This is a genomic window from Palleronia marisminoris (genome assembly GCF_900172315.1).
In the GTDB taxonomy this organism is placed as follows: Bacteria; Pseudomonadota; Alphaproteobacteria; order Rhodobacterales; family Rhodobacteraceae; genus Palleronia; species Palleronia marisminoris.
In genome coordinates this window covers 1-25,669 of record NZ_FWFV01000003.1, presented here as the reverse complement: position 1 = coordinate 25,669, position 25,669 = coordinate 1, and the positions used below count along the sequence as shown (strand labels likewise).

The 25,669-nt window shown below is 67.5% G+C and carries 24 protein-coding genes; 10 read left to right on the top strand and 14 right to left on the bottom strand.

Annotated features, from left to right (window positions below; genetic code table 11):
* Window positions 1-5: 5 nt before the first annotated feature.
* From PAM7066_RS06395 to PAM7066_RS06375, 5 genes are read left to right on the top strand one after another with little or no spacing between them, the layout of a single operon-like run.
* Window positions 6-965, top strand: a complete 960-nt coding sequence (locus PAM7066_RS06395; RefSeq protein ID WP_085853330.1) for an ABC transporter permease — start codon at window positions 6-8, stop codon at window positions 963-965.
* On the top strand, window positions 965-1,804 hold the full coding sequence (locus tag PAM7066_RS06390; protein ID WP_085853329.1) for an ABC transporter permease: 840 nt from the start codon (window positions 965-967) through the stop codon (window positions 1,802-1,804). The genes PAM7066_RS06395 and PAM7066_RS06390 overlap by 1 nt, the downstream gene beginning before the upstream one ends.
* The gene (locus PAM7066_RS06385) at window positions 1,801-3,504 is read left to right on the top strand and encodes an ABC transporter ATP-binding protein (protein ID WP_085853328.1); all 1,704 of its coding nucleotides are present in this window, start codon (window positions 1,801-1,803) and stop codon (window positions 3,502-3,504) included. The genes PAM7066_RS06390 and PAM7066_RS06385 overlap by 4 nt, the downstream gene beginning before the upstream one ends.
* Window positions 3,501-4,472: a serine hydrolase domain-containing protein gene (locus tag PAM7066_RS06380; protein WP_085853327.1), complete on the top strand. Its 972-nt coding sequence runs from the start codon at window positions 3,501-3,503 to the stop codon at window positions 4,470-4,472. The genes PAM7066_RS06385 and PAM7066_RS06380 overlap by 4 nt, the downstream gene beginning before the upstream one ends.
* 4 nt (window positions 4,473-4,476) lie before the next feature.
* On the top strand, window positions 4,477-5,595 hold the full coding sequence (locus PAM7066_RS06375; RefSeq protein ID WP_085853326.1) for an anhydro-N-acetylmuramic acid kinase: 1,119 nt from the start codon (window positions 4,477-4,479) through the stop codon (window positions 5,593-5,595).
* An 18-nt stretch (window positions 5,596-5,613) separates the two neighbouring features.
* On the opposite strand, the gene PAM7066_RS06370 is transcribed toward PAM7066_RS06375, so the two are convergent.
* The 3 genes from PAM7066_RS06370 to PAM7066_RS06360 are packed head-to-tail and all read right to left on the bottom strand — an operon-like array spanning window position 5,614 to window position 8,465.
* Window positions 5,614-6,930: a TRAP transporter large permease gene (locus PAM7066_RS06370; protein WP_085853325.1), complete on the bottom strand. Its 1,317-nt coding sequence runs from the start codon at window positions 6,928-6,930 to the stop codon at window positions 5,614-5,616.
* Entirely contained in the window at window positions 6,923-7,414 is a 492-nt protein-coding gene (locus PAM7066_RS06365; protein ID WP_085853324.1) for a TRAP transporter small permease, read from the bottom strand. Before PAM7066_RS06365 ends, PAM7066_RS06370 begins: the two co-directional genes overlap by 8 nt.
* A gap of 46 nt (window positions 7,415-7,460) precedes the next feature.
* Window positions 7,461-8,465, bottom strand: coding sequence for a DctP family TRAP transporter solute-binding subunit (locus PAM7066_RS06360; RefSeq protein WP_085853323.1), 1,005 nt, complete (start codon window positions 8,463-8,465; stop codon window positions 7,461-7,463).
* 147 nt (window positions 8,466-8,612) lie between these two features.
* Between PAM7066_RS06360 and PAM7066_RS06355 the strand changes: the two genes are divergently transcribed.
* The 4 genes from PAM7066_RS06355 to PAM7066_RS06340 are packed head-to-tail and all read left to right on the top strand — an operon-like array spanning window position 8,613 to window position 13,000.
* Complete coding sequence (locus tag PAM7066_RS06355; RefSeq protein ID WP_090928789.1) at window positions 8,613-9,398, top strand: IclR family transcriptional regulator; 786 nt, start codon at window positions 8,613-8,615, stop codon at window positions 9,396-9,398.
* A 15-nt stretch (window positions 9,399-9,413) separates the two neighbouring features.
* The gene (locus PAM7066_RS06350; protein WP_085853322.1) at window positions 9,414-10,583 is read left to right on the top strand and encodes an acetyl-CoA acetyltransferase; all 1,170 of its coding nucleotides are present in this window, start codon (window positions 9,414-9,416) and stop codon (window positions 10,581-10,583) included.
* A 1-nt stretch (window position 10,584) separates the two neighbouring features.
* Window positions 10,585-12,153: an acyl-CoA synthetase gene (locus tag PAM7066_RS06345; RefSeq protein WP_085853321.1), complete on the top strand. Its 1,569-nt coding sequence runs from the start codon at window positions 10,585-10,587 to the stop codon at window positions 12,151-12,153.
* Window positions 12,146-13,000 (top strand): PPC domain-containing DNA-binding protein, encoded by an 855-nt coding sequence (locus PAM7066_RS06340; protein WP_085853320.1) that lies wholly within the window; start codon window positions 12,146-12,148, stop codon window positions 12,998-13,000. Before PAM7066_RS06345 ends, PAM7066_RS06340 begins: the two co-directional genes overlap by 8 nt.
* Here PAM7066_RS06340 and PAM7066_RS06335 read toward each other — a convergent pair.
* On the bottom strand, window positions 12,997-14,202 hold the full coding sequence (locus tag PAM7066_RS06335; protein ID WP_085853319.1) for an aminotransferase class V-fold PLP-dependent enzyme: 1,206 nt from the start codon (window positions 14,200-14,202) through the stop codon (window positions 12,997-12,999). The two genes, PAM7066_RS06340 and PAM7066_RS06335, sit on opposite strands and share 4 nt — an antisense overlap.
* Window positions 14,203-14,273: 71 nt before the next feature.
* Here PAM7066_RS06335 and PAM7066_RS06330 point away from each other — a divergent pair, with 71 nt between their 5' ends.
* Window positions 14,274-15,053, top strand: a complete 780-nt coding sequence (locus tag PAM7066_RS06330) for an IclR family transcriptional regulator (protein WP_245749608.1) — start codon at window positions 14,274-14,276, stop codon at window positions 15,051-15,053.
* A gap of 2 nt (window positions 15,054-15,055) precedes the next feature.
* On the opposite strand, the gene PAM7066_RS06325 is transcribed toward PAM7066_RS06330, so the two are convergent.
* From PAM7066_RS06325 to PAM7066_RS06280, 10 genes are all read right to left on the bottom strand, one after another.
* Window positions 15,056-15,538: a RidA family protein gene (locus PAM7066_RS06325; protein ID WP_085853317.1), complete on the bottom strand. Its 483-nt coding sequence runs from the start codon at window positions 15,536-15,538 to the stop codon at window positions 15,056-15,058.
* Window positions 15,510-16,490: an ABC transporter ATP-binding protein gene (locus PAM7066_RS06320; RefSeq protein ID WP_085853316.1), complete on the bottom strand. Its 981-nt coding sequence runs from the start codon at window positions 16,488-16,490 to the stop codon at window positions 15,510-15,512. Before PAM7066_RS06320 ends, PAM7066_RS06325 begins: the two co-directional genes overlap by 29 nt.
* On the bottom strand, window positions 16,487-17,491 hold the full coding sequence (locus PAM7066_RS06315; protein WP_085853315.1) for an ABC transporter ATP-binding protein: 1,005 nt from the start codon (window positions 17,489-17,491) through the stop codon (window positions 16,487-16,489). The genes PAM7066_RS06320 and PAM7066_RS06315 overlap by 4 nt, the downstream gene beginning before the upstream one ends.
* Window positions 17,488-18,591, bottom strand: a complete 1,104-nt coding sequence (locus PAM7066_RS06310; RefSeq protein ID WP_085853314.1) for an amidohydrolase family protein — start codon at window positions 18,589-18,591, stop codon at window positions 17,488-17,490. Before PAM7066_RS06310 ends, PAM7066_RS06315 begins: the two co-directional genes overlap by 4 nt.
* Window positions 18,592-19,449, bottom strand: coding sequence for an ABC transporter permease (locus PAM7066_RS06305; RefSeq protein WP_085853313.1), 858 nt, complete (start codon window positions 19,447-19,449; stop codon window positions 18,592-18,594). It lies immediately after the preceding gene.
* Window positions 19,449-20,390: an ABC transporter permease gene (locus PAM7066_RS06300; protein ID WP_085853312.1), complete on the bottom strand. Its 942-nt coding sequence runs from the start codon at window positions 20,388-20,390 to the stop codon at window positions 19,449-19,451. The genes PAM7066_RS06305 and PAM7066_RS06300 overlap by 1 nt, the downstream gene beginning before the upstream one ends.
* Before the next feature lie 52 nt (window positions 20,391-20,442).
* Window positions 20,443-21,954, bottom strand: coding sequence for an ABC transporter substrate-binding protein (locus PAM7066_RS06295; protein ID WP_085853311.1), 1,512 nt, complete (start codon window positions 21,952-21,954; stop codon window positions 20,443-20,445).
* 262 nt (window positions 21,955-22,216) lie between these two features.
* The gene (locus tag PAM7066_RS06290; protein ID WP_085853310.1) at window positions 22,217-23,512 is read right to left on the bottom strand and encodes a TRAP transporter large permease; all 1,296 of its coding nucleotides are present in this window, start codon (window positions 23,510-23,512) and stop codon (window positions 22,217-22,219) included.
* Window positions 23,512-24,063 carry a TRAP transporter small permease gene (locus tag PAM7066_RS06285; RefSeq protein WP_085853309.1) on the bottom strand — a complete coding sequence of 184 codons (552 nt, stop codon included), beginning with the start codon at window positions 24,061-24,063 and terminating at the stop codon, window positions 23,512-23,514. Before PAM7066_RS06285 ends, PAM7066_RS06290 begins: the two co-directional genes overlap by 1 nt.
* Window positions 24,064-24,134: 71 nt before the next feature.
* The gene (locus PAM7066_RS06280) at window positions 24,135-25,109 is read right to left on the bottom strand and encodes a TRAP transporter substrate-binding protein (RefSeq protein WP_245749607.1); all 975 of its coding nucleotides are present in this window, start codon (window positions 25,107-25,109) and stop codon (window positions 24,135-24,137) included.
* Between the last annotated feature and the right edge of the window lie 560 nt (window positions 25,110-25,669).

Here is a 25,669-nt window from a genome sequence, read left to right as displayed (position 1 = left end):
GCCGCATGAACTACGTCCTGCGCCGGTTGCTGATGTTCCCGCTCGTTATGCTGGGCGTCTCGGTCTTCGTCTTCGTGGCCATCCGGCTCGTGCCCGGCGACGCCATCACGGCGATGCTGGGCACCGAGTCCGGCCTTCTGACCCCGGCGCAGCGCGAGTCGCTGGCGGCCTATTTCGGGCTCGACCAGAACTGGGTGGTCCAATACGGGCGCTGGTTGATCGGCCTGCTGCAGGGGGATCTGGGGCTTTCGGTCACCTATGGTCAGCCGGTGTCGCAGATCATCATGGAACGCTTTCCGCTGACGCTGGAACTGGCGCTGCTGTCGATGCTGATCGCGCTTCTGATCGGCCTGCCCGCCGGCGTCTTCGCCGCCACGCGGGTCGAGCGGCCATCGGACCTGGTCGTCCGGATCTTCGCGATGATCGGCCAATCGACCCCGAACTTCGTCCTGGCCCTACTTGCGATCTACGTGCTGTCGGTGGGTTTCGGCACCTTGCCGACAATGGGCCGCTTCGTCCCCCTGACCGAGGATCCGCTTGGCAACCTGGCGCAGTTGATCCTGCCCGCGCTGGCGCTCGGCACCGCCTTCGCCGCTGCGGTGACGCGGATCTCGCGGGCCGCGATGCTCGATATCCTCGGTGAGGACTACGTCCGCACGGCGCGGTCCAAGGGGTTCTCGCAATCTTACGTCATCTGGCGGCACGCGCTGCCGAACGCGCTGATCCCGGTGGTGACCCTCAGCGGGGTCGAGTTCGGCTACCTGCTGGGCGGAGCGGTCATCGTCGAGCAGATCTTCGCGCTGCCGGGGCTGGGGCGGGTGGTGCTGGATGCGATCCTGCAGCGCGACTATGCGCTGGTCCAGGGGGTCGTCCTGTTCATCGCCTTCAACTTCCTCGTCGTGAACCTGATCGTCGACCTGGCCTACGCCGCGCTCGACCCCCGAATTCGCTACGGAGAGAGCTGATGTCGTTTCTCGGCGCGCTTCTGCGCCACGGCTCTGGCAGGATCGGCGCGTGCGTCATCGCGGTCTTCGCTGTCGCGGCGATCCTCGGGTTGACCGGGCTGACGCCGCATGACCCGCTGGCGCAGGACCGGCTGGCGCGGTTACAGGCACCGGGCGCGACCTACTGGATGGGGACGGACCTGTTCGGCCGCGACATCCTGAGCCGCCTGATGGTCGGGATCGGCCAGTCCTTCGCGGTCGCGCTTCTGTCGGTCGGGCTGGCAACCGTGGTCGGCACCGTGCTCGGGCTGACGGCGGCATGGTTCGAAAAGCTCTGGGATGGGGCGGTGATGCGGGCGATGGACGTGCTGCTGTCCTTCCCGGCGATCCTCCTGGCGCTGCTGATCGTGGCGATCCACGGGCCGGGGATCGACACCTCGATCGTGGCCATCGCCATCGTCTACACGCCGATCTTCACCCGCGTCGTGCGCGGCCCCGCGCTGTCCCTGAAGACCCGCAGCTTCGTGGATGCGGCGCGGACCTTCGGCAGTTCGCGGCGCTACATCCTGACACGGCACCTTCTGACGAACCTCGTGGCCCCCCTGACGGTGCAGATCACGCTGGCGCTGGCCTGGGCGCTTCTGACCGAGGCGGCGCTGAGCTTCCTTGGCCTCGGGACGCAGCCGCCCAGCCCGTCGCTGGGTCTGATGCTGTCCGACAGCCGCAACCTGATGGAGACGGCGCCGTGGATGCTGATCTTCCCGGCGGTGGTCATCATGCTGGCGGTGCTGGGCTTCAACTTGCTGGGCGACGCGCTGCGCGACGTCTTCGACCCGCGCACGCGGAGGGCCTTGGGATGACGCTTCTGTCGGTCGAGGATCTGCGCGTGGGCTTCGGCAAGTCCGGCCACGAGACCGAAGTGGTCCACGGCGTCAGCTTCGAGGTGGCAGCGGGCGAGACACTCGCCATCGTCGGCGAAAGCGGGTCCGGCAAGTCCGTCACCGCGATGGCCGTCAACCGGCTGGTGGATTTCGGCGGTGGCCGGATCCTCGGCGGGCGGGCGGTCTTCGACGAACGGATCGATGTCGCCACTGCGACCGAGGCAGAGATGCAGCGCCTGCGCGGGCGCGAGATCGGGATGATCTTCCAGGAGCCGATGACCTCGCTCAACCCGGTGTTGAAGGTCGGCGCGCAGATCGACGAGATCTTCCGCAAGCAGCACGGGCTGAGCGGCCGCGCCGTGCGGCAGGCGTCGATCCGGGCGCTCGACCGGGTGCGCATCCCCGATGCCGCGCGGCGGCTGGACCAGGCTCCGCACCAGATGTCGGGCGGTATGCTTCAGCGGGTGATGATCGCGATGGCGCTGGCGGGCGAGCCGCGCCTGCTGATCGCGGACGAGCCGACGACCGCGCTCGACGTCACGATCCAGGCGCAGATCATGGCGCTACTGGCGGAGTTGCAGCGCGAGACGGGCGCGGGGCTGATCTTCATCACCCATGACATCGGCCTCGTCGCGGGGCTGGCGGACCGGGTGCTGGTGATGCAGGGCGGGCGCGCGGTGGAAAGCGGTCCGATCGACCGGGTCCTCGACCACCCGTCGCACGACTACACCCGCCATCTGCTGGACGCGGTGCCGCATTTCCGCGCTGGGCAGGCCGTGCGCCGGGACGGCACGCGCGACGGGCGGACCTCTGCGCTGAGCGTCCGCGACCTGAGCGTGCGCTTCCCGGTCGGCGGTGGCTTCCTGCGCCGGACCCGCGGCGTGGTTCATGCGGTGGACGGCGTCTCGTTCGACCTCGTGCCGGGCGAGACGCTGGGGATCGTCGGCGAAAGCGGCTCGGGCAAATCGACCACGGCGCGCGCGATCCTCGACCTCGTGCGGCCATCTGCGGGGCAGATCGACACCGAGGGGCGGTCGGCGGTGCAGATGGTGTTCCAGAACCCGAACGCCTCGCTCAATCCCCGGATGACCGTCCGCGCGCTTCTGGCCGAGCCGGTGATCGCTGCCGGTCAGCGGGTCGATGATACGGTGCTGGACCGGATGCACACGCTTCTGGCGCGGGTGGAGCTTCCCGCCGATCTGGACCGCTTCCCGCACGAGTTCTCGGGCGGGCAGCGCCAGCGGCTGTGCATTGCGCGGGCGCTGATGCTCAATCCGCGGGTCCTGGTACTGGACGAGGCGGTCTCGGCGCTGGACGTGTCGGTTCAGGCCCGGGTACTGGAGCTGTTGATCGATCTGCAGCGCGAGTTCGGGCTCGCCTATCTTTTCGTGTCGCACGACATGGCGGTGGTCGAACGGATCGCGCATCGCGTCGCCGTGCTCTATGCCGGGCGGATCGTCGAGATGGGCGCGGCGCAGGAGGTCCTGTCCGACCCGCGCCATCCCTATACCCAGAAGCTGATCGCGGCCATTCCATCGATCGACCGGCGCCGGATCGACTATGCGATCGACACCGAGGACGTGGCTTCGCTGCTGCGCCCCGTCGGCTTCACCGCGCCCCCGCAGACCTGGCGCCAGATCGGCCCCGACCACCACATCGCGACGGAGGAAACGTCATGAGCTTCGACAGCGCCCTCGACCTGATCGACGCGGCCATCGCGGCAGGCCGCATCCCCGGCGCCGTCCTCGGCGTGATCGAGGGCGGCGAACGGCGTCTGGCGGCGCGGGGCCTCTCGGCGCTGGTGCCATCCGAAGAGCCGATGCGCGAGGACACGGTGTTCGACCTTGCCTCGCTGACGAAGGTGATCTTCACGACCGAGCGCATCCTGGACCACGCGCGTGCGGGTCGGCTCGACCTCGATGCGCCGCTGACCTCGGTGATCCCCGACCTGCGCCAATACGACATGACGGCGTGGGAGCGGCAGGTGACGTTCCGCCAGTGCCTCGGGCACCAGACGCCGTTCCCCGCGGTCGAACCGATCTATACCTACGGCAGCGACCCCGCCACGCTGCGGGCGTTCGTTCTGCAGCGCGAATGGCGCAGGCTGGACGCGCCGGTCTATTCCGACATCAACTACATCCTTCTGGGCATTGCGCTCGAACGGCTCGAGGGGAAGGGCATCCATGAGATGGATCCCGGCCCCGGCTTCACGTTCTCGCCTGCCGCCGGGGAATGCGCGCCGACCGAGTTCTGTTCGTGGCGCGGCCGGCTGATCCGTGGAGAGGTGCATGACGAGAACTGCCACGCCCTTCGTGGGTCCGGGCATGCGGGTCTCTTCGGGACCGGCGCGGCGGTTCTCGACTTCGCTCAGGGGCTGCTCGAGCGCGGCCCCGGTCTGATCGGTGAGCCGCTATCCGAGACCCGCACCCAAGGGTGGGAGAGACGCCACCCCGGATGGAACGGCGGCGACGCCTGTTCGGCCGGCACTATCGGGCATACCGGCTTTACCGGCACGGGCCTCTGGCTCGACTTCGCGGCCGGCCGCGCCTGGACCCTGCTGACCAACCGCGTCCACCCCACTCGTCACGCCGAAAGCCGGATCGTCGATCTGCGACGGCAGGTGGGCGACGCCCTGAACGGAGATTGACGTCATGGAACCTGCCTGGACCGTCGGCTTGATGACCGGAACCGTGCTCGACGGGAATATCGACGTGGCGCTTCTGCGCAGCGACGGCGTGCGGGTAACCGAGTTCGGGCGCTACACGCTTGCCCCCTACGACCGCGAGACGCGCGATCTGCTGGCCGAGTGCCTCTCCGCCGCCCGCGCCTGGGCCTTTGACGGACCCGAACCGGAGCTTTTCGCCGTGGCCGAAGACCGCATCACGCGCGCCCAGGCCGAGGCTGTCCGCACCTTGGTCGCGGAGGCCGGGTTGAGCATGGATGACATCGCCGCCGTGGGCTTCCACGGCCAGACGGTCCTGCATCGCGCCCCGGAGCCCGGGCGTCTTGGGCGAACCCGCCAACTCGGCGACGGGGCGCTGATGGCAGGGATCCTCGGCACCACGGTCGTCTACGATTTCCGCAGCGGGGACATGGCGGCGGGCGGGCAGGGCGCGCCGCTGTCGGCCGTCTTTCATGGGGCGCTCCTGGACGATCTGGGCGCCAGCGACGGCACGGCGGTCCTGAACCTGGGCGGAGTGGCCAACGTGACCGCGCGCGACCCGAGTGGCGCGCTGATCGCCTTTGACACGGGGCCTGCGAACGCGCCGATCAACGACCTGGTGGCGCATCTTGGACTGGGGGAAATGGATCGCGGCGGGCAGCTTGCCGCCGCGGGGCAGGTAGACGAGGCGCGGCTGCGGTCCCGGCTCGATCACGCCTACCTTGCCCGGCCCTATCCGAAGTCGCTCGACCGGTTCGATTTCGGCTACGAGTGGGCGCTGGACCTCTCTCCCGAGGATGGGGCCGCGACATTGACGGCGTTCACCGCCGCGGCCGTGGGGCGCGGGCTGGACCTGCTTCCCGAGCGGCCCACGCGCCTGATCGTCTGTGGCGGAGGGCGGCATAACCCGACCCTCCTTCGCATGCTTGAAGACTACGCCGGGGTTCGCGTCGACCAGGCAGAGGACGTGGGCTGGCAGGGCGACGCAATCGAGGCACAGTGTTTCGCCTTCCTCGCCTTGCGCCGACTGCGCGATCTGCCGGCGACGTTCCCCGGGACGACGGGCGTCTCCGATCCCATGACCGCGGGCTGCATTGCCGGCGGATAGTGCCCGCCGACCCTCGCGTCACCTCAGCGCATCCACGAGGTACAGCGACAGCCCCGGCCAGGCGGCGATGACCGCAAGCCCGAAGAGGCTGATGAGAAGGAATGGAAGGGCCGCGCGTGCGATGCGCTCGATGGGCAGGCGGGTCACGTTGGCGGCGACGTAGAGGTTGATGCCGACGGGCGGCGTGATGAGGCCGATGGCGAGGTTCACCATCACCAGGACGCCGAACCAGACCGGGGCCCAGCCCAGCTCGCGCACCACCGGCATGAAGATCGGAAGCGAGATGAACATCACGGTGACCGGATCCATGAACATCCCCGCGACCAGCAGGATCACCATGATGACGAGCAGGATGACCGCGGAACTTTCGGACAGGCCCAGAAGCTGCGTCGAGTACTGGCCGACCAGATCCTCGACCGTCACGACCCAGCCGAACAGGCTCGCGTAGGCGACCACCAGCATGACTACCGCCGACGAGGACGCCGCGTCCGTCAGCGCGTCGTAGAGCGTGCGCCATGTCAGCGTCCCGTAGGCGAAGGCCCCGACGCCCAGCGCGTAGACCGTGGCGACCAGCGCGGCCTCGGTCGGGGTGAAGACGCCGGAGTAGATGCCGCCCAGGATCACGACGGGGGTCATCAACCCCCAGAAGGACTCGCGGAAGGTGCGGCCGAGGTCGCGCCAGTAGCCTTCGCTTTCGGGGGCAGGGGAAAGGCGGTCGAGCGTGTCGCGCCCCTTCGTCTTCACGAAGGGCAGCACGACCAGCATGATGAGCCCCATGAAGAGCCCCGGCAGGATCGCCGCGATGAACAGTGCCGAGATCGACGTCTCGGCGATGACGCCGTAGATGACGAGCCCGATGGAAGGCGGGATCACGATGGAGAACGCGGCACCCGTGCAGACCAGCGCCGCACCGACCGCGCGGGGATAGCCGTCCTCCTCCATGCCCTTGATGATCATCGGGCCGATCGCCGCGACCGATGCCGGCCCCGAGCCGGAGACAGCGCCCCAGAACAGGCACACGACCGTGCCCACGACGCCCATGCCGCCGGGCAGTCCGCCGATCAGCACGCGGAAGAAGCGGATCATCCGCTCCGCGATCCCGAGCGTGCCCATGAGAGCGCCGGCGAGGATGAAGAAGGGGATGGCGAGCAGCGCGTATCTGGCGATCCCCGTGGCGATCAGGTCCCCGGCAAGGTCGAGGCCGAAGCCGATCCGCCACATCGCGTAGATGGCGGAGAGGCCCAGCGCGAAGGCGACCGGCACCCGCAGCGCCATCAGCACGAAGAACACGACGATCATCTGTGTGCCGGCGCCGAGGCCGAGGATCTCAGACATCGGGGGTGGCCGGCGGCTCGGCGCGGGGCGCGCCGGCAGTCTCGGCCGCGTGCTGCAGATAGCGGACGATCACCAGAGCGAAGCCGAAGGGCAGGGCGGCCTGGTACCACCACGCGGGCAGGCCCAGCCCATAGCTGCGCATCCCGTTGTTCCACAGGTTGATCAGCACCTGCCACGAGAACCATGCCGAGGCCGCCAGAAGAACGACGCTGAGGAGGACCGAGATCAGGAAGACCGCCTGCGCCAGCCGTTTCGGCAGCGAGTCCTGAACGATGGTCACCGCCAGATGCTCACCCCGGCGGGCGGCGATGGCCGCGCCGAACACGGTGAGCAGGAGGAAGCCGTTGGTCAGAAGCTCTTCGGTGGCGGCGAACGAGTAATTGGTGCCGTAGCGGATGACCACGTTCACGAAGCCGATCGCCGTCATGCCCAGGAAGAGCGCGGCGCAGACGATCTTCTCGAACTCGCGCAGGAAGAACCGCAAGTGGCGTCCTTTCGGGAGGAGCGCGGCCCCACAGGGCCGCGCAAGGTCAGCTGGCGTCGCCGGCCTTGGCGATGGCATCCCGGAACGCGCCGACGATGTCCTCGCCCACGCGGTCGGCCCATTCGTCGAAGGCGGGCTGGGTCGCCTCGCGGAAGGCCTGAAGCTCTTCCTCAGTGGGCTCATAGACCTCCATGCCCTGCTCGCGCAGGAAGTCGACGCCCTTGGCCGTGCCTTCGCGGGTGATCTCGCGCTGGTAGGTCATCGCCTCTTCGGCGGCGGCGCGCATGGCCTCCTGCGTCTCGGCGTCGAACGCGTCCCACCGCTCCTTCGAGACGCCGAGGAAGATCGGGTCGTAGGAATAGTGCCAGGTCGTCAGGTAATCCTGCATCTCGTAGACCTGCTGGGGGATGATGACGGCGCCGATCGGGTTCTCCTGCCCGTCGACCACGCCCTGTTGCAGCGCGGTCAGCGTCTCGCCCCACTGCATCTGCTGGGGATTGGCGCCGAGCGCGTTCATCACGTCGATATACATCGGACCCGCGACGCGCATGTTCAGGCCAGCCATGTCATCGGGCGACTTGATCGGGCGGACGTTGTTCGTGACCTCGCGGAAGCCGTTCTCGCCCCACGCCAGAACTTCGATGCCCTTTTCGCGGAGGATGTCCTCGAGCAGCTCGGCAGGTGCGCCCTGCGTCGTCGCGTCCACCTGGTCGTAGTTGGCGTAGAGATAAGGCAGCGAGAAGACCGCCATCTCGGGCACCAGCGGCGTGACGTTGATCGCCGAGGTCACGACGAGGTCCAGCGCGCCGCGGCCCACCATCTCGGCCTGGCGCATCTGGTCGCCGCCGGACAGCTGGGCGTTGGGGAACACGCGCACGTCGTAGTCGCCGCCGGTCTTCTCGGCCAGAAGCTCGCCGAAGCGCTCGGCCCCTTGGTGCCACGTGGTCGTGTCGCCCGTGTTATGGGACAGGCGCAGCGTCTCGGCTGACACCGGGGACAGCATGGTCGTCGCTAGAATGCCGGCCAGACCGGCCGCGATTGCCTTGTTCATCGCGTTCTCCTCCCAGAGCTTTTCACAATGTGGATCAGACCCGGCGGCGCGGGGCAAGATAAACTTGCATTTCCGGAAACTCTCTCCACGCTCGGGGGAAAGTCGTACCGATCGGGTGACGGCAAGCAGGAAGTTGAGGTCCACCATATGAACCGGATGACCGGGCCGAGTGGTGCGCAGAGCGTCGACCGGGCGCTTCTTCTGCTGCGCCTCGTGGGGCCGCGCGGGGAGGACGGTGCTTCGCTGGTCGACCTGGTGACGGCCTCCGGGCTTGAAAAACCGACGGTGCGGCGCCTTCTGATGGCCCTGATGCGCAGCAGGCTGATCGAGCAGGACCCGGCCACGCGGCACTACCACCTGGGCGAGGAATGCTACGTCCTTGGCGCGCTGGCCTCGCCGCGCCACGGCCTGCTCGAGATCGCTGCCGACGCGGTCGCCCGCCTCGCGCGGGACAGTGGCGACACCGCGTTCGTGACCATGCGCCGGGGGTCCTTCGCCATCTGCCTGCACCGACAGGAGGGCAGCTATCCGATCCGCACCCACGCCCTGACCGCCGGAGCGCAGCATCCTTTGGGGGTCGGAGCGGGGTCGCTTGCCATGCTCGCAGCGCTTCCCGATGCCGAGGTCGAGGCGGTGCTCGCCGACATCTCTCCGCATCTTCCCGCGGACTACCCGGACTATGCGCCGCATATCTTGCGCGCAGACATCGAGAGGACCCGCGCCCGCGGCCATGCGCTCAACCCCGGCCGGATCGTCGCCGGAAGCTGGGGCATCGGCGTCGCCCTTCGCCGAGGGGACGGGACGGTCGCAGGAGCACTGTCGCTGGCCGCCGTCGAAAGCCGGATGCAGCCGCCCCGCGAAGCCGAACTCGCGGCCCTTCTGGCGCGCGAGGCGGCGGAGGTCGAAACCAGGCTGCGCCGCGAAAGACCCTGAGGAGGAGATGAGACAATGACCGATCCCTATATCGTCGGGTGGGCCCACACCGCCTTCGGCAAGTCCGGCGCCCCCGATACCGAGGCGCTCATGGCCGAGGTCACCGGACCCGCGCTCACCCATGCCGGCATCCCGGCCGAGGATGTCGACGGCATCTTCGTGGGCGTCTTCAACAACGGCTTCTCGGACCAGGACTTCCAGGGCGCGCTTGTCGGCATGGGCGACGAGCGCCTCGCCCGCGTGCCATCGACCCGCTACGAGAACGCCTGCGCCACCGGGTCCGCGGCGCTTCACGGGGCGATGGACTTCATCGCCAGCGGCCGCGGCAAGGTTGCACTGGTCGTGGGGGCCGAGAAGATGACGGCAACGCCCGGCGTCGAGGTGGGTGACATCCTGTTGGGCGCCTCGTATCGCAAGGAAGAAAGTGCCGTGACGGGTGGCTTTGCGGGCCTCTTCGGGCAGATCGCGGCAAGCTACTTCCAGAAACACGGCGACAAGTCGGAAGAGCTGGCCATGATCGCCGCGAAGAACCACGCCAACGGCATGGCCAACCCGTTCGCCCACATGCAGCGCAGCTTCGACGTGGCCTTCTGCAACACGGTATCCGACAGGAATCCGGCGGTGGCGGGGCCGCTGCGGCGCACGGATTGCTCGCTGGTGTCGGACGGCGCGGCCGCGCTTGTTCTGGCAGCGCCCGAGGTTGCCGAGGGGTTGGAGCGCGCCATCGCCTTCCGCGCCCGGACCCACACGAACGAGCCCCTCGCCCTGTCGCGCCGCGACGTGACCCGCTTCGACGGGGCCCGCCGCGCGTGGGAGGCTGCCTTCGCGCAGGCGGGTGTTACTCTCGAGGACCTGTCGCTGGTCGAGACCCACGACTGCTTCACCGTGGCCGAGTTGCTGGAATACGAGGCGATGGGACTGACCGAGCCGGGGCAGGGCGCGCGCGCCATCCGCGAAGGGTGGACGGCGAAGGACGGCCGCCTGCCGGTGAACCCCTCGGGCGGGCTGAAGTCCAAGGGCCACCCGATCGGCGCGACGGGCGTGTCGATGCACGTCATGGCGGCGATGCAGCTGATGAACGAGGCAGAGGGAATGCAGATCCCCGGCGCGCACCTGGGCGGCGTCTTCAACATGGGTGGTGCCGCGGTCGCGAACTACGCCTCGATCCTCGAGCGGGTCTCCTGAGATGCAGCCCGTCTCGACCCGGGTGATGAACCTGTCGCATTTCCTGACGGAAACGGCACGGCGCCATCCGGACGAGATCGGCCTCGTGTGGGGCGCGTCGCGCTGGTCCTGGGCCGAGATCGAGGCCCGCGCCACGGCATTCGCCGCCGCTCTGCGCGACCGCTACGGGATGCGGAAGGGCGACCGGATCCTCGTCCAGTCCGCGAACTGCAACCAGATGTTCGAGGCCGCCTTCGCCTGCTGGAAGCTTGGCGTCGTCTGGGTGCCCGCCAACTTTCGGCAGACGCCGGAAGACGTCGCGTGGCTGGCGGCATCGTCGGGGGCCAAAGGTCTGCTCGTGGGGGCCGAGTTCCCCGATCACGTCGCGGCTTGCGCCGAAACGATAACCTTCAGGGTGGCGATAGGCGGCATTGGAGTCGACGACTACGAGGCCCTGCTCGCCGCCCATGCGAACGCCGATGTTCCCGCGGTCGCCGTCGATCGCGACGATCCGGCGTGGTTCTTCTTCACCTCCGGCACGACCGGCAAGCCCAAGGCGGCGGTCCTGACCCACGGCCAGATGGCCTTCGTCGTCACGAACCACCTGTGCGACCTGATGCCCGGGACCGGACCCGAGGATGCCTCGCTCGTGGTGGCGCCACTGTCGCACGGGGCGGGCGTCCATCAACTCGCGCAGGTGGCGCACGGGGTGAAGACGATCCTGCCGGCCGCGCCCCGATTCGACCCGGCCGAAATCTGGGCGCTGGTGGAGGAGTGGCGCGTCACCAACATGTTTACCGTGCCGACCATCGTGAAGATGCTGGTCGAGCACGAGGCCGTCCACGCCCACGATCATTGCAGTCTGCGCTACGTGATCTACGCCGGCGCCCCGATGTACCGCGCCGACCAACGACGGGCGCTGGAGGTTCTTGGCCCGGTGCTCGTACAGTATTTCGGCTTGGGCGAAGTGACCGGCAACATCACCGTTCTTCCGCCTGCCCACCATTCAGCGGACGACGCCGCGATGCGCATCGGCACCTGCGGCTTTGCCCGCACGGGGATGCAGGTCGCGGTGCAAGATGCCCAGGGCCGCGAATGCGCGCCCGGCCAGACGGGCGAGGTCGCGGTGATCGGCCCGGCTGTCTTCGCCGGTTACCACGACAATCCCGAGGCAAATGCCAAGAGCTTCCGCGACGGCTGGTTCCTGACCGGCGATCTCGGCCACATGGATGCCGAGGGGTTCCTCTACCTCACGGGGCGCGCGTCCGACATGTACATCTCGGGCGGCTCGAACATCTATCCGCGCGAGATCGAGGAGAAGATCCTGCTCCACCCCGACATCAGCGAGACGGCCGTTCTGGGCGTGCCCGATCCACAGTGGGGCGAGGTCGGAATCGCCGTCTGCGTGGCGCGCGGAACGGCCCCTGACGCGACCGCGCTTCTCGAGTGGCTGGGCGAGCGGCTGGCGCGGTACAAGATCCCGAAGAAGGTCGTTTTCTGGGACGAGATGCCGAAATCGGCTTACGGCAAGATCACGAAGAAGATGATCCGCGCCGAACTTCTCGCACGGGGCGAGATCGGCGATGGCTGACCTTCCCCGTATCGACCACCCGGGGCAAGTCGCCGCGGAGCGGATTTCGACCGTTCCTTGCCGGGCGACCGGGACGCACGTGCACCTGCGATCCGACCTACCGCTTCTCGACGCCCTCCACGAGGCGGCAGAGGGCGGGGCGGGGTGGTTCGTGTTGAGGGACCTTGCCGCGCGACGGCTTTCCTTCGTTCGTCCCGCCCCGGCGCCCGGAGACGGGCACGCCGCCTGGTACAGTGCCCCTGCGACGCTGGAGAATGCGAGGATCGTTCGTGCCGGTGCGCATCTGGGGCGGAAGAACGGCCAGCCCTTCGCCCATGTTCACGGCATCTGGCAGGACGAGGCTGGCGGCCTGCACATGGGGCACCTGCTGTCTCACGAGACGTTCCTCGACACCGGCGCGGAGGCTGAGATGTGGGCACTTTCGGGTGCCCGGCTCGAAGTCGCAGACGATGCCGAGACCGAGTTTTCCCTATTCCGACCCGTGCAAACGGAGCGTGTCGGGCACCCCAATGCAATGCTCGTGACGATCCGGCCGAACGTCTCCCTCCACGACGGTATTCGCGAGGTCGCCCGCCTGAACGGAATCGTCGACGGGCGCGTGATGGGGCTCGGAAGTTTGATCGGGACATCGTTCGAGGGCGGTCGGACGATCGAAAGCTACGCGACCGAGGTGTTGCTTGATACATGCCGAATACGAGGTGACGCGGTCGAACTGGCCGGAGCATCGATCGGCTTTTCCGGAGGCTTCGAGGAAGGCCCGCTCGCACGCGACAACGTCGTCTGCGTCACCTTCGAGCTTCTGGTGATCTCGGATACGGGCGTGCTGGCACCAGAAAGCGTCGCCTAGGTAAGCCAGTTCAAGTAGCCTTCGACTCCCCCGTTGCGAGCGGCGGACAGATCTTCGGGTCGTTCCTGCAAAGCACGTCCATTCGACAGCGTCTCCGTCAGCGCATCGGCAACCGCCTTCGCCTGGCCGGGACGGAGATTGCAGGGATCGAGCTGGAAATACCCCAGCTCGACCTCGTGCCCGCGCACGATGAGTGCCGGATCGCGTTCTCCCAAGGCGCGTGCGAAGGTCGCTGCCGAGGCACCTGCCGTCTGGGCATCGACCTCGACCTGGAGCCGGTCAAGCGGATTTCCGGTCGGATCGGCGACGATCCGGGGGGTGATCCCGGAAAGCGGCGCCAACGCCTCTGACCAGAGTTCGAGGGCCGCCCGTTCGTCGGCGCGGATGGCTTCGTGGTCACGCTCCATCCAGAGCTTCATAGCGGCGATCGCGCCCGCGATGCTTTCCTTGCCGATCTTCATCCCGCGACCGACGCCGATGTTCTGCAGGTAGGCGGCTCGCACCAGGTCCTTTCGCCCCGCGACGATGCCGCTGGTCGGCCCGCCGAGAAACTTGTGGCCGGAATAGATCGCGATGTCCGCACCTTGTTCGATGAACCCGCGCAGATCGTATTCCGACGCCGCGTCCACGATCACCGGCACGCCCTTGTCATGCGCAATCTCGGCGAAGCGAGCGAACGGGATCTGGCCGTAGTGCACGACGTGGTGCGACACGACATAGAGCGCGGCGGTGCAGGTCTCGTCGCAGGCGGCCTCGAGCTGGTAGTCGGCGGCAACGGTGGATTGCCCGACCGGACGCACGGTGCCGCCGGCAAGCGTTATCGCGGTCGTCACGGGTGCTCCGTATTCGCACATGTGGCCCAGTTGGATGGCGACGGCATTTCTGGGGCCCGGCGACTTCGGCAAGGCCTCGACGGCGGCGGGCGACAGGCCCGTCATCGTACCGGCCAGGGCGAGGGTGATCCCGGCGCTGGCCGAAGCCGTCAGGAACCCGGCCTCGGCCCCGGTGAGGGCGGCGATGGTCTGCGAAGCGTGCGCCTGCATCTCGTGGATGCGGACGAAGCGCGTCATCGCGTCGGCAGTCGCCTGGGCGACCTTCGGGGCCGTGACCGACCCGCCGAGCGACGTCATGGTCCCCGAGACGTTGATCACGCGCGAGACGCCGTTGGCGTCGTGCCAGGTCCAGTCGAGGGATGCGGCCATGTCGGGCTCCTGCTTTCTTGAATGTTGTTCCATTACTGCGTAACTCGACCCGGACAACCGGAGGATTCCCCTTGGACGGCCAGAAACCCGCCCGCCAGCGCACCAGCGGCATCGATCGATCGCTTCAGGTAATGGACATCCTGTCCGAGCGTATGGCGCCTTTGACGGCCTATGAGCTGGCGAAGGCCGCGGGTGCTCCGGCGTCGACGATCTACCGGCTGATCGACGAGCTGGTCGAGCGTGGGATGCTGACGCGCGCGCACGGGGGGCGTATCTGGCTCGGTCCGCGCGTGATGCGCTACGGGCTGGCATATCGGGCGCGCATGAACGCCTATGCCGAGGCCGAGCGCGAGATGCATGAACTCAGCCGCCGCACCGGCGAGATGGTCCAGATCTGCGCCCGCGACGAGGGCAGCATGGCTGTGATCGGAATGGCCGAGGGCGAGGGGCACTTCCGCGTCACCTCCGACGTCGGCACGCGGGTGCCGTTGAACTGGACGGCCTCGGGACGGCTTCTGCTGGGCCATCTTCCCGACGACGAACGGATCGCCGCCTTCGCGGCCTGCGCGCAGCCCTCCGAGACTGGGTTGGCCGAGACGGACCCCGCGAAGCTGGGCCGGGAAAGCCGCGCGGATTACGAGGCGGGCCTGTCGGTGCAGATCAACACCTCCGAGAACGAGGTCGCCTGCATCGCCGCGCCGGTGCGTGACGAAACGGGGGCCTGCATCCTGACGCTGTCGGTGGTCATGCCGAAACATCGCGTCGAGCGCCGGCTCAGCGAGATCGAGACCGAGGTCCGCGCTGCCGCCGCGAATGTCGAACGCGCCATGGGGGTGCATCGTCCGGGCTGACATCAGCTGTCGATCTCGAAGATCGCCTCGATTTCGACAGTGATCCGCCGCGGAAGCGACGAGACCCCGAAGGCCGAGCGCGAATGGACGCCGGCTTCCCCGAACGCTTTGGCGAGCAGGTTCGACGCGCCGTCGATCACGAAAGGATGGCGTTCGAAATCCGGGTGGGCGTTCACGAGGCCGAGCAGCTTCACCACGCCGGTCACGCGGGACAACTCACCGCAATGGGCCTTCAGCGCGGCGAGGATGTTCACCGCCACGAGCTGCGCATGTTCCTGTGCCGCCTCTGCCGTGACATCGTCGCCGACCTTGCCCACGTGGAGGGTTCCGTCGGCCTCGACGGGTCCCTGGCCCGAGACGTAGAGAAGGTCGCCGGCGCGTCGCACGTTGGTGAAGGCGCCGATCGGTTCCGGCGGCCCTTCCGGCAAATGGACGCCCAACTCCTTCAACCGGTCTTCAGGCGTCTTCACTTGCACGTCGTTCATTCAGGGCCTCGATTCTCTTGCAATAGGAGTGATGTTCGACGCCGACCTCCTGCGGGTCGGGGCGCGACTGTCCGCAGATGTCGCGCGCGATTGGGCAGCGGGTGCGGAACACGCAACCCGACGGAGGATCGAGCGGCGAGGGGATGTCGCCGGTCAGGATCTCGCGGTCACGCACGGCATGGGGATCGGGGCGCGGGATCGCCGAGTTGAGCGCCTGCGTGTAGGGGTGCATCGGCCTTGTGCTGACGGCCGCTCCGGGGCCGAACTCCATCACGCGGCCGAGGTACATCACGGCAATCCGGTCGCAGAGATATTCGACGACCGACAGGTCGTGCGCGATGAAGAGCATGGTCAGGTTGCGACGCTCGCGCAGCTCCAGAAGCAGGTTCAGCACCTGCGCCTGGATCGACACGTCGAGCGCCGAGACACTTTCGTCCGCGACGATGAACTCCGGCTCCAGAGCCAGGGCGCGGGCGATGCCGATGCGCTGGCGCTGCCCGCCCGAGAACTCGTGGGGATAGCGGCGCATGTGGTCCGCCTGAAGGCCGACCTCTTCAAGCAGTGCGGCGACGCGTTTGCGACGCTCGGCCCGCTTGCCGATCCCGTGGGCGGCGAGTCCTTCGGCGATCACCTGTTCGACCTTGAGGCGCGGGTTCAGCGAACTCACCGGGTCCTGAAAGATAATTTGCATCCGGCGGCGCATCAGCCGCATCGCGGCCGGTTCCAGCGAGTTGAGGTCCTGCCCGTCGAAGATGGTCTGGCCGGAGGTCGGCTCGGTCAGCCGCAGGATCGTGCGGCCCAGCGTGGTCTTCCCCGAGCCCGACTCGCCGACCAGCCCGGTGATCGAGCCGCGGGGGATGTCGAAGCTGACATCCTCGACCGCCCGCACGGTGCCGCGGGGCGTGGGGAAATGCTTGGAAAGGTTGCGGATCCGGAGAAGGGGCTCGGTCATGCCGGCACCGGTCGTGCAGGCAGGGTGTCGAGGATGCAGGCTGCCCGGTGATCCGCAGCCTTTCGCGACAACTGCACCGGCTTGTCGCATCGCGGCTCCGAGAAGGGACAGCGGGGCGCGAAGGCGCAGCCCGGCGGCAAGGCGGTCAGCGGCGGAACGGTTCCCGGGATCGGGACGAGCCGCTCGCCATGCGCGCGTCCGGGTCGGGGGATCGAGGCCAGAAGCCCCTGCGTGTAGGGATGCCGCGTGTGGTCGAAAATCCGGTCGACCGGCGCTTCCTCGACGACCGCGCCCGCATACATCACCGCCACGTCATCGGCCATTTCCGCGACGACGCCCATGTCGTGGGTGATGAACAGGATCGACATCCCAAGGTCGGACTGCAGGCGCCGCATGAGGTCCAGGATCTGCGCCTGGATCGTCACGTCGAGCGCCGTGGTCGGTTCATCCGCGATCAGAAGGCGCGGCTCGCAGATGATCGCCATCGCGATCATCACGCGCTGGCGCATCCCCCCGGAGAGCTCGTGAGGGTACTGATCGACCCGCGAGGCGGCGGCGGGAATCTCGACCAGCTCCAGCATCTCGATCACGCGCTTGCGCCGGTCGGCATCGCTCATCGGGACGTGCAGCCACAGCATCTCGCCGATCTGATCGCCGATGGTGAACAGGGGGTTCAGCGACGACATCGGCTCCTGGAAGATCATCGACAGTTCAGGGCCGCGCAGGGCGCGGAAGTCGCGCTGTTTCAACGTCGACAGGTCGCGGGTCCGGCCGTTCCGATCGGTGAACAGCAACTGCCCGCCCGAGATCCGGCCGTTCGGCGGCAGAAGTCCCATCAGGGACAGCGACGTCACCGACTTCCCCGACCCGCTTTCGCCCACAAGGGCCAGCGTCCGGCCCCGCCCAAGGGTAAAGCTGACGTCGCGCAAAGCAGTCACTTCACCGCGTCGGGCACCGAACGCGACCCGAAGGTCGCGCACGTCGAGGATCGTCTCGGTCATCCCACCCTCCGTGACGCGTCCTGCACGTCGGTGCCCAGAATCGTCATCCGCGGCTCGAACATCTTGTCGAGCGTGAGAGTCTTGCCGCCGCTGTCATGGGTGACGACATCCGATTCCACGAGGTCGAAGACGGTGAAGTCGGCGCGGTCGCCGACCGCCGGGCACGCCTCGAGCCCGAGGACCGAGCGGGGCCGTTCGGTCACGGCGGCGATCAGGTCGTCGAACGGCAGCCCCACCGCCAGCAGCTTCGACATCGTGGTCGCCATGTCGTGGACCGGGCCGTCGATGTTCCTCAGGTGCAGGTCGGTCGAGACCGAGAACGGTGTCAGCCCGTCCGCGATGGCGCGGCGCGCCACGTCGAAGTCGAAAGACGCCTGACCGTGCCCCACATCCATGCGGATGCCCTCGGCCGCCAGCCGCTTGGCCTGCGCCCAGAGCGCCCTGGTGTCGGAGATCGAGCCTGCGCGCTTGCCGTTGAAGCAATGGGTGACGATGTCGCCCTCGGTCAGGATGTCGAAGACCTCGTCGATCAGGGGGGGCGGTTCGCCGACATGGACCATCAGGGGCAGCCCGCTGATCTCGGCCACGCGCTTGGCGATCTTGGCGGGGGTGATGCCCCAGGCGCCGACGATCACGCCGCTGGCGCGCACCTTGATGCCGCAGATCACGTCGCGGTTCGCCTCGACCACCTCCAGCGTGCGGTCCACGTCGATGGAGCGCAGGTCGATCAGCTCGGGCACGCGGTTGCAGGCGACGAGGCCGATCGAGCCGATGTTGAGAAACGCGCGGATCGTCTCGGATTGCGGCTCGATCACGTATTCGCGCAGGCCGTGGAAGGTGGCCTCTCCGGCGGACCCGGCGTCGGCCATGCTGGTGACGCCGGTGGGCCGCCCGGCCTGCGAGGCGCGGACGGAGATGTCGGTGCCACCGTGCCAGACATGGACGTGCAGGTCGGACCAGCCTATCGACAGGAAGGCCCCGCCGCAATCGATCTGCCGGGCATCGGGGGCCGCGCCCTCGGCGATGCGACCGTCATCCCCGATGTGGATCGTGTCCGCCCCGAGCCCCGCGGCTCGGAAGTTCTTCAGGGTGAGCGCCATTCAGGTCTCCTTGGCAAGGCGTGGGTCGAGCGCATCGCGAAGCCCGTCGCCCACGAGCTGGAGCGAGAGCACCGAGATCGAGATCGCGAGACCCGGAATGAGAACGAGGAAGAACGCCTGGTCGATATACTGCCGGCCTTCGTTGACCATGGTGCCCCAGGTCGGCGTTTCGGGATCGACGCCGACGCCCAGGAACGACAGGCCGGCCTCGGCCAACATGGCGTAGGCGAAGATGAAGGTGGCCTGCACGAGGATCGGCGAGATCGTGTTGCGCAGGACATGCGTCCACATGATCACATGTGTCCGCGTCCCCAGCGCCCGCGCCGCCTCGACATACGGCAGGACGCGGATCACGAGCGTCGAAGCTCGCACGATGCGCGCGATGCGCGGCGCATAGACGATGGACAGCGCGAGGATCACGTTGGTCATGGACCCGCCGAAGATCGCCACGAGGCTGAGCGCCAGAAGGATGTCGGGAAAGGCCATCATCGCGTCGATCAGCCGGGACAGGGGCGTGTCGAGCCGTTGGAAGAAGCCGGCCAGCAGGCCGATCAGGATGCCGATGACCGACGATACGATCGCGACGCCGAGGCCGATGGTCAGGGACACCCGCCCGGCGAAGAGCAGCCGCGACAGCACGTCCCGCCCGAAGGCATCGGCGCCCAGCAGGTAGCCCTCGCTTCCGGGCGGCAACAGGCGGCTGCGCACCGACATCGCGTCCGGGTTCGTGGGCGAGATCAGCGGGGACAGGAAGCTGATTCCGACGACTGCCACGAAGATGACCAGCGCGACCAGCACGGATTTGCGTGAGATCAGGGCCCCGAAGAAGTTCGGCTCGGCTGAAAGGGTTGCGGCCATCAGAGCTTCACCCTTTTGTCGACGACGAGGTACAGCAGGTCGGTCAGCAGGTTCACCAGGACGTAGAGGGCGGCGACCACGATCAGCGTCCCCTGGATGATCGGGTAGTCGCGCCGCAACACCGCGTTGACGACGAGATTTCCGAGGCCGGGCAGGTTGAACACGCGCTCGGTCACGACCGCGCCCGAAACCAGCAGCGCGAAGGTCAGGCCGACCACGGTGATGATCGGGATGCCGGCGTTCTTCAGCGCGTGACGCAGGACGACGCGCCGCTCGGTCATGCCCTTGGCTCGCGCAGTACGGACATAGTCCTCGCCCAGGATGTCCAGCATCGAGGCGCGCGTGAACCGCAGGATCAACGCGGAATTCGTGATGCCCAGCACGATGGAGGGCAGAATGAGGTGGCCCATCCGCTCGAGGAAGCTCGCGTCCGGGCCGCCGTAGCCCGACGCGGGGAACCAGCCGAGTTCGGTGGCAAGGTAGCGCTGGAAGATCAGGCCGGTCAGAAAGCTGGGCACCGAAGCGGCCAGCATGGCAGTCGAGATTGCGCCCTGATCCGTGGCCGAACCGTGCCGGTAGGCGGCATAGATCCCGATCGGCGCCGCGATCACGAGCGCGAAGATCAGCGAGAAGAGGGCCAGGAAGATCGTCGGTTCCGCCCGCGCGGCAAGCACCTCGAGCACCGGCGCGTTGAAGAACAGGCTGTCGCCAAGATCGCCCTGCGCCGCATTGGCCACGAATGTCAGGTACTGCACGTAGATCGGCCGATCGAGCCCCAGCCGCGTCCGCAGTTCGGCCACGTCTTCGGTCGTGGCATCCGGCCCCAGCATCAGCGCCGCAGGGTCCCCGGGCGCGAGGCGGACAATGATGAAGGCGATCGTCAGCACCAGGAAGATGACGACGACGAGGCCGACGAGGCGCTTTATGAGATAACGGGTCATGGGCAGCTCCGGCGGGAGTGGGCGCGCACCGGTCGCGCGCGCCCCTGTTCGGTCATTCCGCGACCGAGGCGTTCCAGAACTGAGGCCACGGGGCAGCTTCCACGCCGCTCAGCGCCGTCGACTTGCCCTGCAGCGAGTTGAAGTTGCCGATCTTGATGAAGCCGACATCGTCCAGCACGATCTGCTGGATGTCCGCGAAGATCTCCTTCCGCGCCTCGGGATCGGTCTCGGTCGTGAAGGCGGTCAGCAGCTCTTCCTTCTCGGGGTTCGCCCACCCCTCGCGGGAGGTCGAGAAGAAGGTCGAGGTCAGCGACGGCTCGGGCAGGAAGGGCGAGTGGGTGATGTAGATGTCCCACATGGTCGGATCGTCCCGCTGCTGGCTGAGCGTCGCCCAGTCCACAACAGTCATGTCGACGTCGAACCCCGCCGCCTCGAGCGCCATCTGCGCAACCTCGGCCATCTTGTAGTGGAACTCGTACTGGCGCGAGGTGAGGATGCGCAGCGGCGTTCCATCGTAGCCCGCCTCTTCGAGGAGCGCCGAGGCTTTCTCGAGGTCGTTCTGGTTGTAGAGGTCGGTGCCGGCGTCGGTCTGCCACGTCCAGCCTTCGGGATATTGCGCGCCGTCCACCTGAAAGAAGGTGTCGTCGCCGAAGGCTGCGAACAGCATGTCGTCATGGGGAAGGGCGGCTTGAACCGCCTGCCGGAGCGTCTTGTCGGTCAGCAGGCCCTGCTTGTGGTTGATCGCGAAGAGCGGCCAGCCGAACGGTTCCAGCACCAGCGGCTCCGCCACGTCCGAGGATTCTACGCGCGCGAAACTTTCGGCCGGCAGGCTGTCGGCGAAGTCGAACTGACCCGACAGAAGGCCTTCGACCCGCGTGTTGGGGTCGGGCACCGGAACGAAGCGGATTTCGTCTGGGGTCTGCTGACGCTCGGCCGCGCCGGTCGGTTGGGTGTAGTCCTCGAAGCGGGTCAGCTGAAGATATTGGTCGGGCGCGTGCTCTGCGATCTTGTAGGGGCCGGTGCCGACGACGTTTTCGATCGTCTCGGCGAGGATCTCCTCGGGGTAGACCGCAGCGGCCGAGTTCGAGAACGCCAGAAGCGACAAGAGCGGCGCGTAGGGTGCGGAAAGGGAGATCGTGACTTCGTGCTCGCCCGTCGCCTCGACGCTTTCGACCTTGTCCGCGATCGACCGGCCGCGCGTCGCGAGCTCGAGCCAGCGTTCGATCGACCCGACGACATCGGCGCTGTCCATGGTGGATCCGTCGTGGAAGGTCACGCCTTCGCGCAGGGGGATCGTGTAGGTCAGGCCGTCCTCGCTGATCTGCGGCATGTCGGCGGCAAGAAGCGGGACGACGGCCCAGCTGTCGTCGAAGGTGTAGAGGGTCTCGACGAAGTGCTGGGTGACGATCGACACCACGTCCTTGGTGGAAACCATCGGGTCGAACGTGTCGGCCTCGCCGATGATCGCGACATCGACCGTCGTCTGCGCGGCAAGCGGGGCGCCGACGACCGTAGCCAGCGCGGCGACGGACAGGCACGTGCGCGTATTCCTGAAGCAGTTCATGCGAACCTCCCTTATAATGTTATATATTCCGCAAGAATAGGCTAGGGCGCAAATCGTGAGTCTGTCAACAATGGCTTGAGCCGATCTTCGCGCAGCGGAGCGCTCGCCGCAGCTTTCAGCTGAACGGCGGCTAAGGAGGCAGCGACAGGAGCATGTTGCGGAGCCACAAGACGCAATCTCCAAAACGTTCCGGAGATTGCGCGAAGGAGCCGGGCGGGGTTTCGGCGGCACCATGCCAGGTGCATGGTCCGTGGGGAGATCCTCAGTTCAGCATCGTTCCGGGCAGCCACAGGGCGATCTGGGGGAAGGCCGCCAGAAGAATGACGGCCAGAACCAGAAGGCCGAAAAACGGGGCGGCGTAGGCGGCAAGGGTAAGGATGTCGCGCCCCGTGATCTTCTGGAGGACGAAGAGGTTGAAGCCCACGGGCGGCGTGATCTGGCTCATCTCGACGACAAGGACAAGGAAGACGCCGAACCAGATCGGGTCGATGCCCGCCGCGAGCACCATCGGCATGATGATCGACACGGTCAGCACCACGATCGAGATGCCGTCCAGGAACATTCCCATGACGACGAAGAACACCGTCAGCGCCGCAAGAAGCGCGTAGGCGGAAAGCCCCATCCCCGCGATCCAGGCGGCGAGCGCGCGCGGGATCCCGGTATATCCCATGGCGACGGTGAGGAACGCCGCGCCGGCCAGGATGAAGGCGATCATGCAGGTCGTCTGGGTGGCGGCCAGCAGCGCCTCTCGCGCGCCGAGCCAGTCCAGCGCGCCAGTCGCCGAGGCCAGGATCAGCGCCCCCGCGACACCGATCACCGCCGCTTCGGTCGGCGAGGCGATGCCGGCGTAGATCGAACCGATGACAGCGACGATCAGCCCCACGACCGGAAGCAGGCGGAGGATGGCGCGCTTGTCATCCGCAGCCGCAGGCTCGTCGGCGGGCATGGCGGAGGCATGGGTCAGCGCCCAAAGCATGATGTAGCCCGAGAACAGGACGGCCAGCATCAGCCCCGGCATCAGGCCGGCAAGGAACAGGCGGGCGATCGACTGCTCGGTCGCGGCACCGTAGACGATCAGGATGATCGAGGGCGGGATCAGGAAGCCGAACGTGCCCGATCCGGCAAGCGTGCCGATCGCGATGCGCGGGTCGTAGCCGCGGGCGGTCAGCTCGGGCACCGACATCCGGCCGATCGTTGCCGTCGTTGCCGCGGACGAGCCCGAGACGGCCGCGAACAGCGCACAGCCCATGACGTTGACATGCAGCAGCCGCCCCGGAAGATACCTGGTGAACGGCGCGAGGCCCGCGAACATGTCCGCCGACAGGCGCGAGCGCACCAGGATCTCGCCCATCCAGATGAACATCGGCAGCGCGGTCAGGTCCCATACGGTCAGCCCACCCCAGACGCGGGTGGCGAAGACCAGCGTCACGGGGGCGGACGAGGCCGCGGCCATCGCGACCAGCCCGACGACGATGAGGGCGAAGCCGATCCAGAGGCCGGCGGCGAGGGCACAGAAGAGCAGGACGACCAGGATCGGCGCGAGCGTCGCGATCTCCATCAGGCGTCTTCCCCGAATTCGGCCTCGGCGACCTCGTAGGAGGGCGCTCCGCCGCGCAGCAGCACGACCAACGCGTCGACCAGAGCCACCGTCAGCAGCGCGAGCCCCAGCGTCATCGCCCCCTGGGGCAGCCAGAGCGGAATGCGCAGCATCCCGAAGCTGACGCTGTCGAAGGTCCAGCTATCGACGGCCTGAAGCCAGCTTGACCAGGTGGCGAACAGCGACAGGCCCGCAGCCACGGCCGCCACCGCCGCCGAAAGCGCCCGGCTGACCCGAGACGGCAGCGCGCGCGTCAGCAACGAGACGCGGACATGGCCCCCCCTGACGAAGGTTCCGGCAAGACCCAGTGCCACGGCGGCCACGAACAGGAACCCCCCAAGCTCGGCGAGCGAGGGAACGGTCAGCCCGGGCGGTGCGACGCCCATCAGGCGCGCGACGCGGTCGATCAGGCGGCCGACGACCTGGAACAGGACGAGCGCGGCGATGGCAGCGAACCCTGCCGCGGACAGAAGGAGGGCGCCGGCATAGAGCCGGTCGAGGAACAGTCGCATCAGGCGCTCCGGGCGAGGGGGGGGGCAAAGCGGATGCCGGGACCGCCGGAAAGCGCGGCCCCGGTTGACGATCATTCCGACCGGTAGGCCTCGATCACCGCCTGTCCGTCCTCACCGGCCTGCTCGGTCCACTCGGCGGTCATCGTATCGCCGATCTCGGCCAGTTCCGCCGCAAGGGTTTCCGACGGTTGCACCACCTGCATCCCGTTCTCTTCGAGCGCTGCGACCTGCGCCGCGGTTTCCGCCTCGGACATCTCCCAACCACGCGTTTCGGCGGCTTCGGCGGCCTCCATCACCGCGGTCTGCACCTCTTCGGGTAGGGCGTCGAACGCAGAGGTGTTTACGATCACCATGTTCTTGGGCAGCCAGGCCTCGAGTTCGGTGTAGGTCGAGACGAAATCCCAAGCCTGCGACGAGACGCCGGTGGAGGGCGAGGTGATCATCGCGTCGGCCCGGCCGGTCGCGAACGCCGTGGCGATGTCTCCGGTCTCGATCTGGGTCGGCACCGCCCCCATCAGCGTGGCGAGCCGCTCGGTCGCGGCATTGTAGGCGCGGAAGGCCGTCCCTTCGAGATCCGAGACACTTTCGACCGGCTCTTGCGTGTAAAGGCTCTGCCCCGGCCACGGCACGGCATAGAGAAGCGTCAGCCCCTGTTCGGCCAGGCGCTCTTCGATGGCGGGGCGCGATGCGTCCCACAGGGCCTGGGCCTCTTCGTAGCTCGCCGCGAGGAAGGGAACGGAGTCGATGCCGAAGAGCGGGTCCTCGTTCTCGAGCCGCGACATCAGCGTCTCGCCGATCGGGGCGAGTCCCCGGCGCACCGCGTCCTTGATCTCGGGATGCCCGAAGAGCGAGCCGGCGGAGTGGACGGTGATCTCTAACTCTCCATCCGTCGCCTCAGCCACGTCCTCGGCGAATTGGGTGATGTTCTGGGTGTGGAAGACGCTGTCGCCATAGGGCGTCGGCATGTCCCAGGTTTCGGCCGCGGCGGGCGCGGCCGCAGTTGCGAGAAGTGCGGTGAACAGCCTGGTGGTCGTGATTCCGGTCATGAGCTTCCCTGTCGTTTCTGTCGTCGTTGCGACGTTTTCTTTTGCCGACCGCGCGCGCCTGCTCAGGCGCGACGGATGAATGATGGTGGGTCGCATGAAATCGGCGTGTCAACAGATTGTCGGCAAAGTGCCTGCCGCAGTTTCGGTTGGAGCTTACCGGGCGGTCAGGAAGCGATGATCTCGAACACCGGCCGCAGGCCCCGCAGGACACATGGCGCGTGATTGACGACTTCAGCTGACGGTCGGACAGGATGTGACCATCTGGTCGGGGGCGCACGGCCGCATCGGGAAAACTGCGGCGCGGCAAGGCAGCGTTGAGCCCACGCTGCCATTAGAGGCTGGGACACCGGGGCCGCAGCCAATTCACCGAAGCGTTGGACCCGGTCACAGAGGCAATCGGTGTTTGAATGGCTGACGCGGCGACCGATCGATCGCCGCGCCCCTTGTCAGCGCCCTTTGGCTTGTCGCCACTCTGCGAAGCGCTGGAGGTTGCTTTCGTCCGTGGCCGGGTAGAGGCCGATGATGGAGGCTCCGGCTTTCACCTGGTCTACCACGAAATC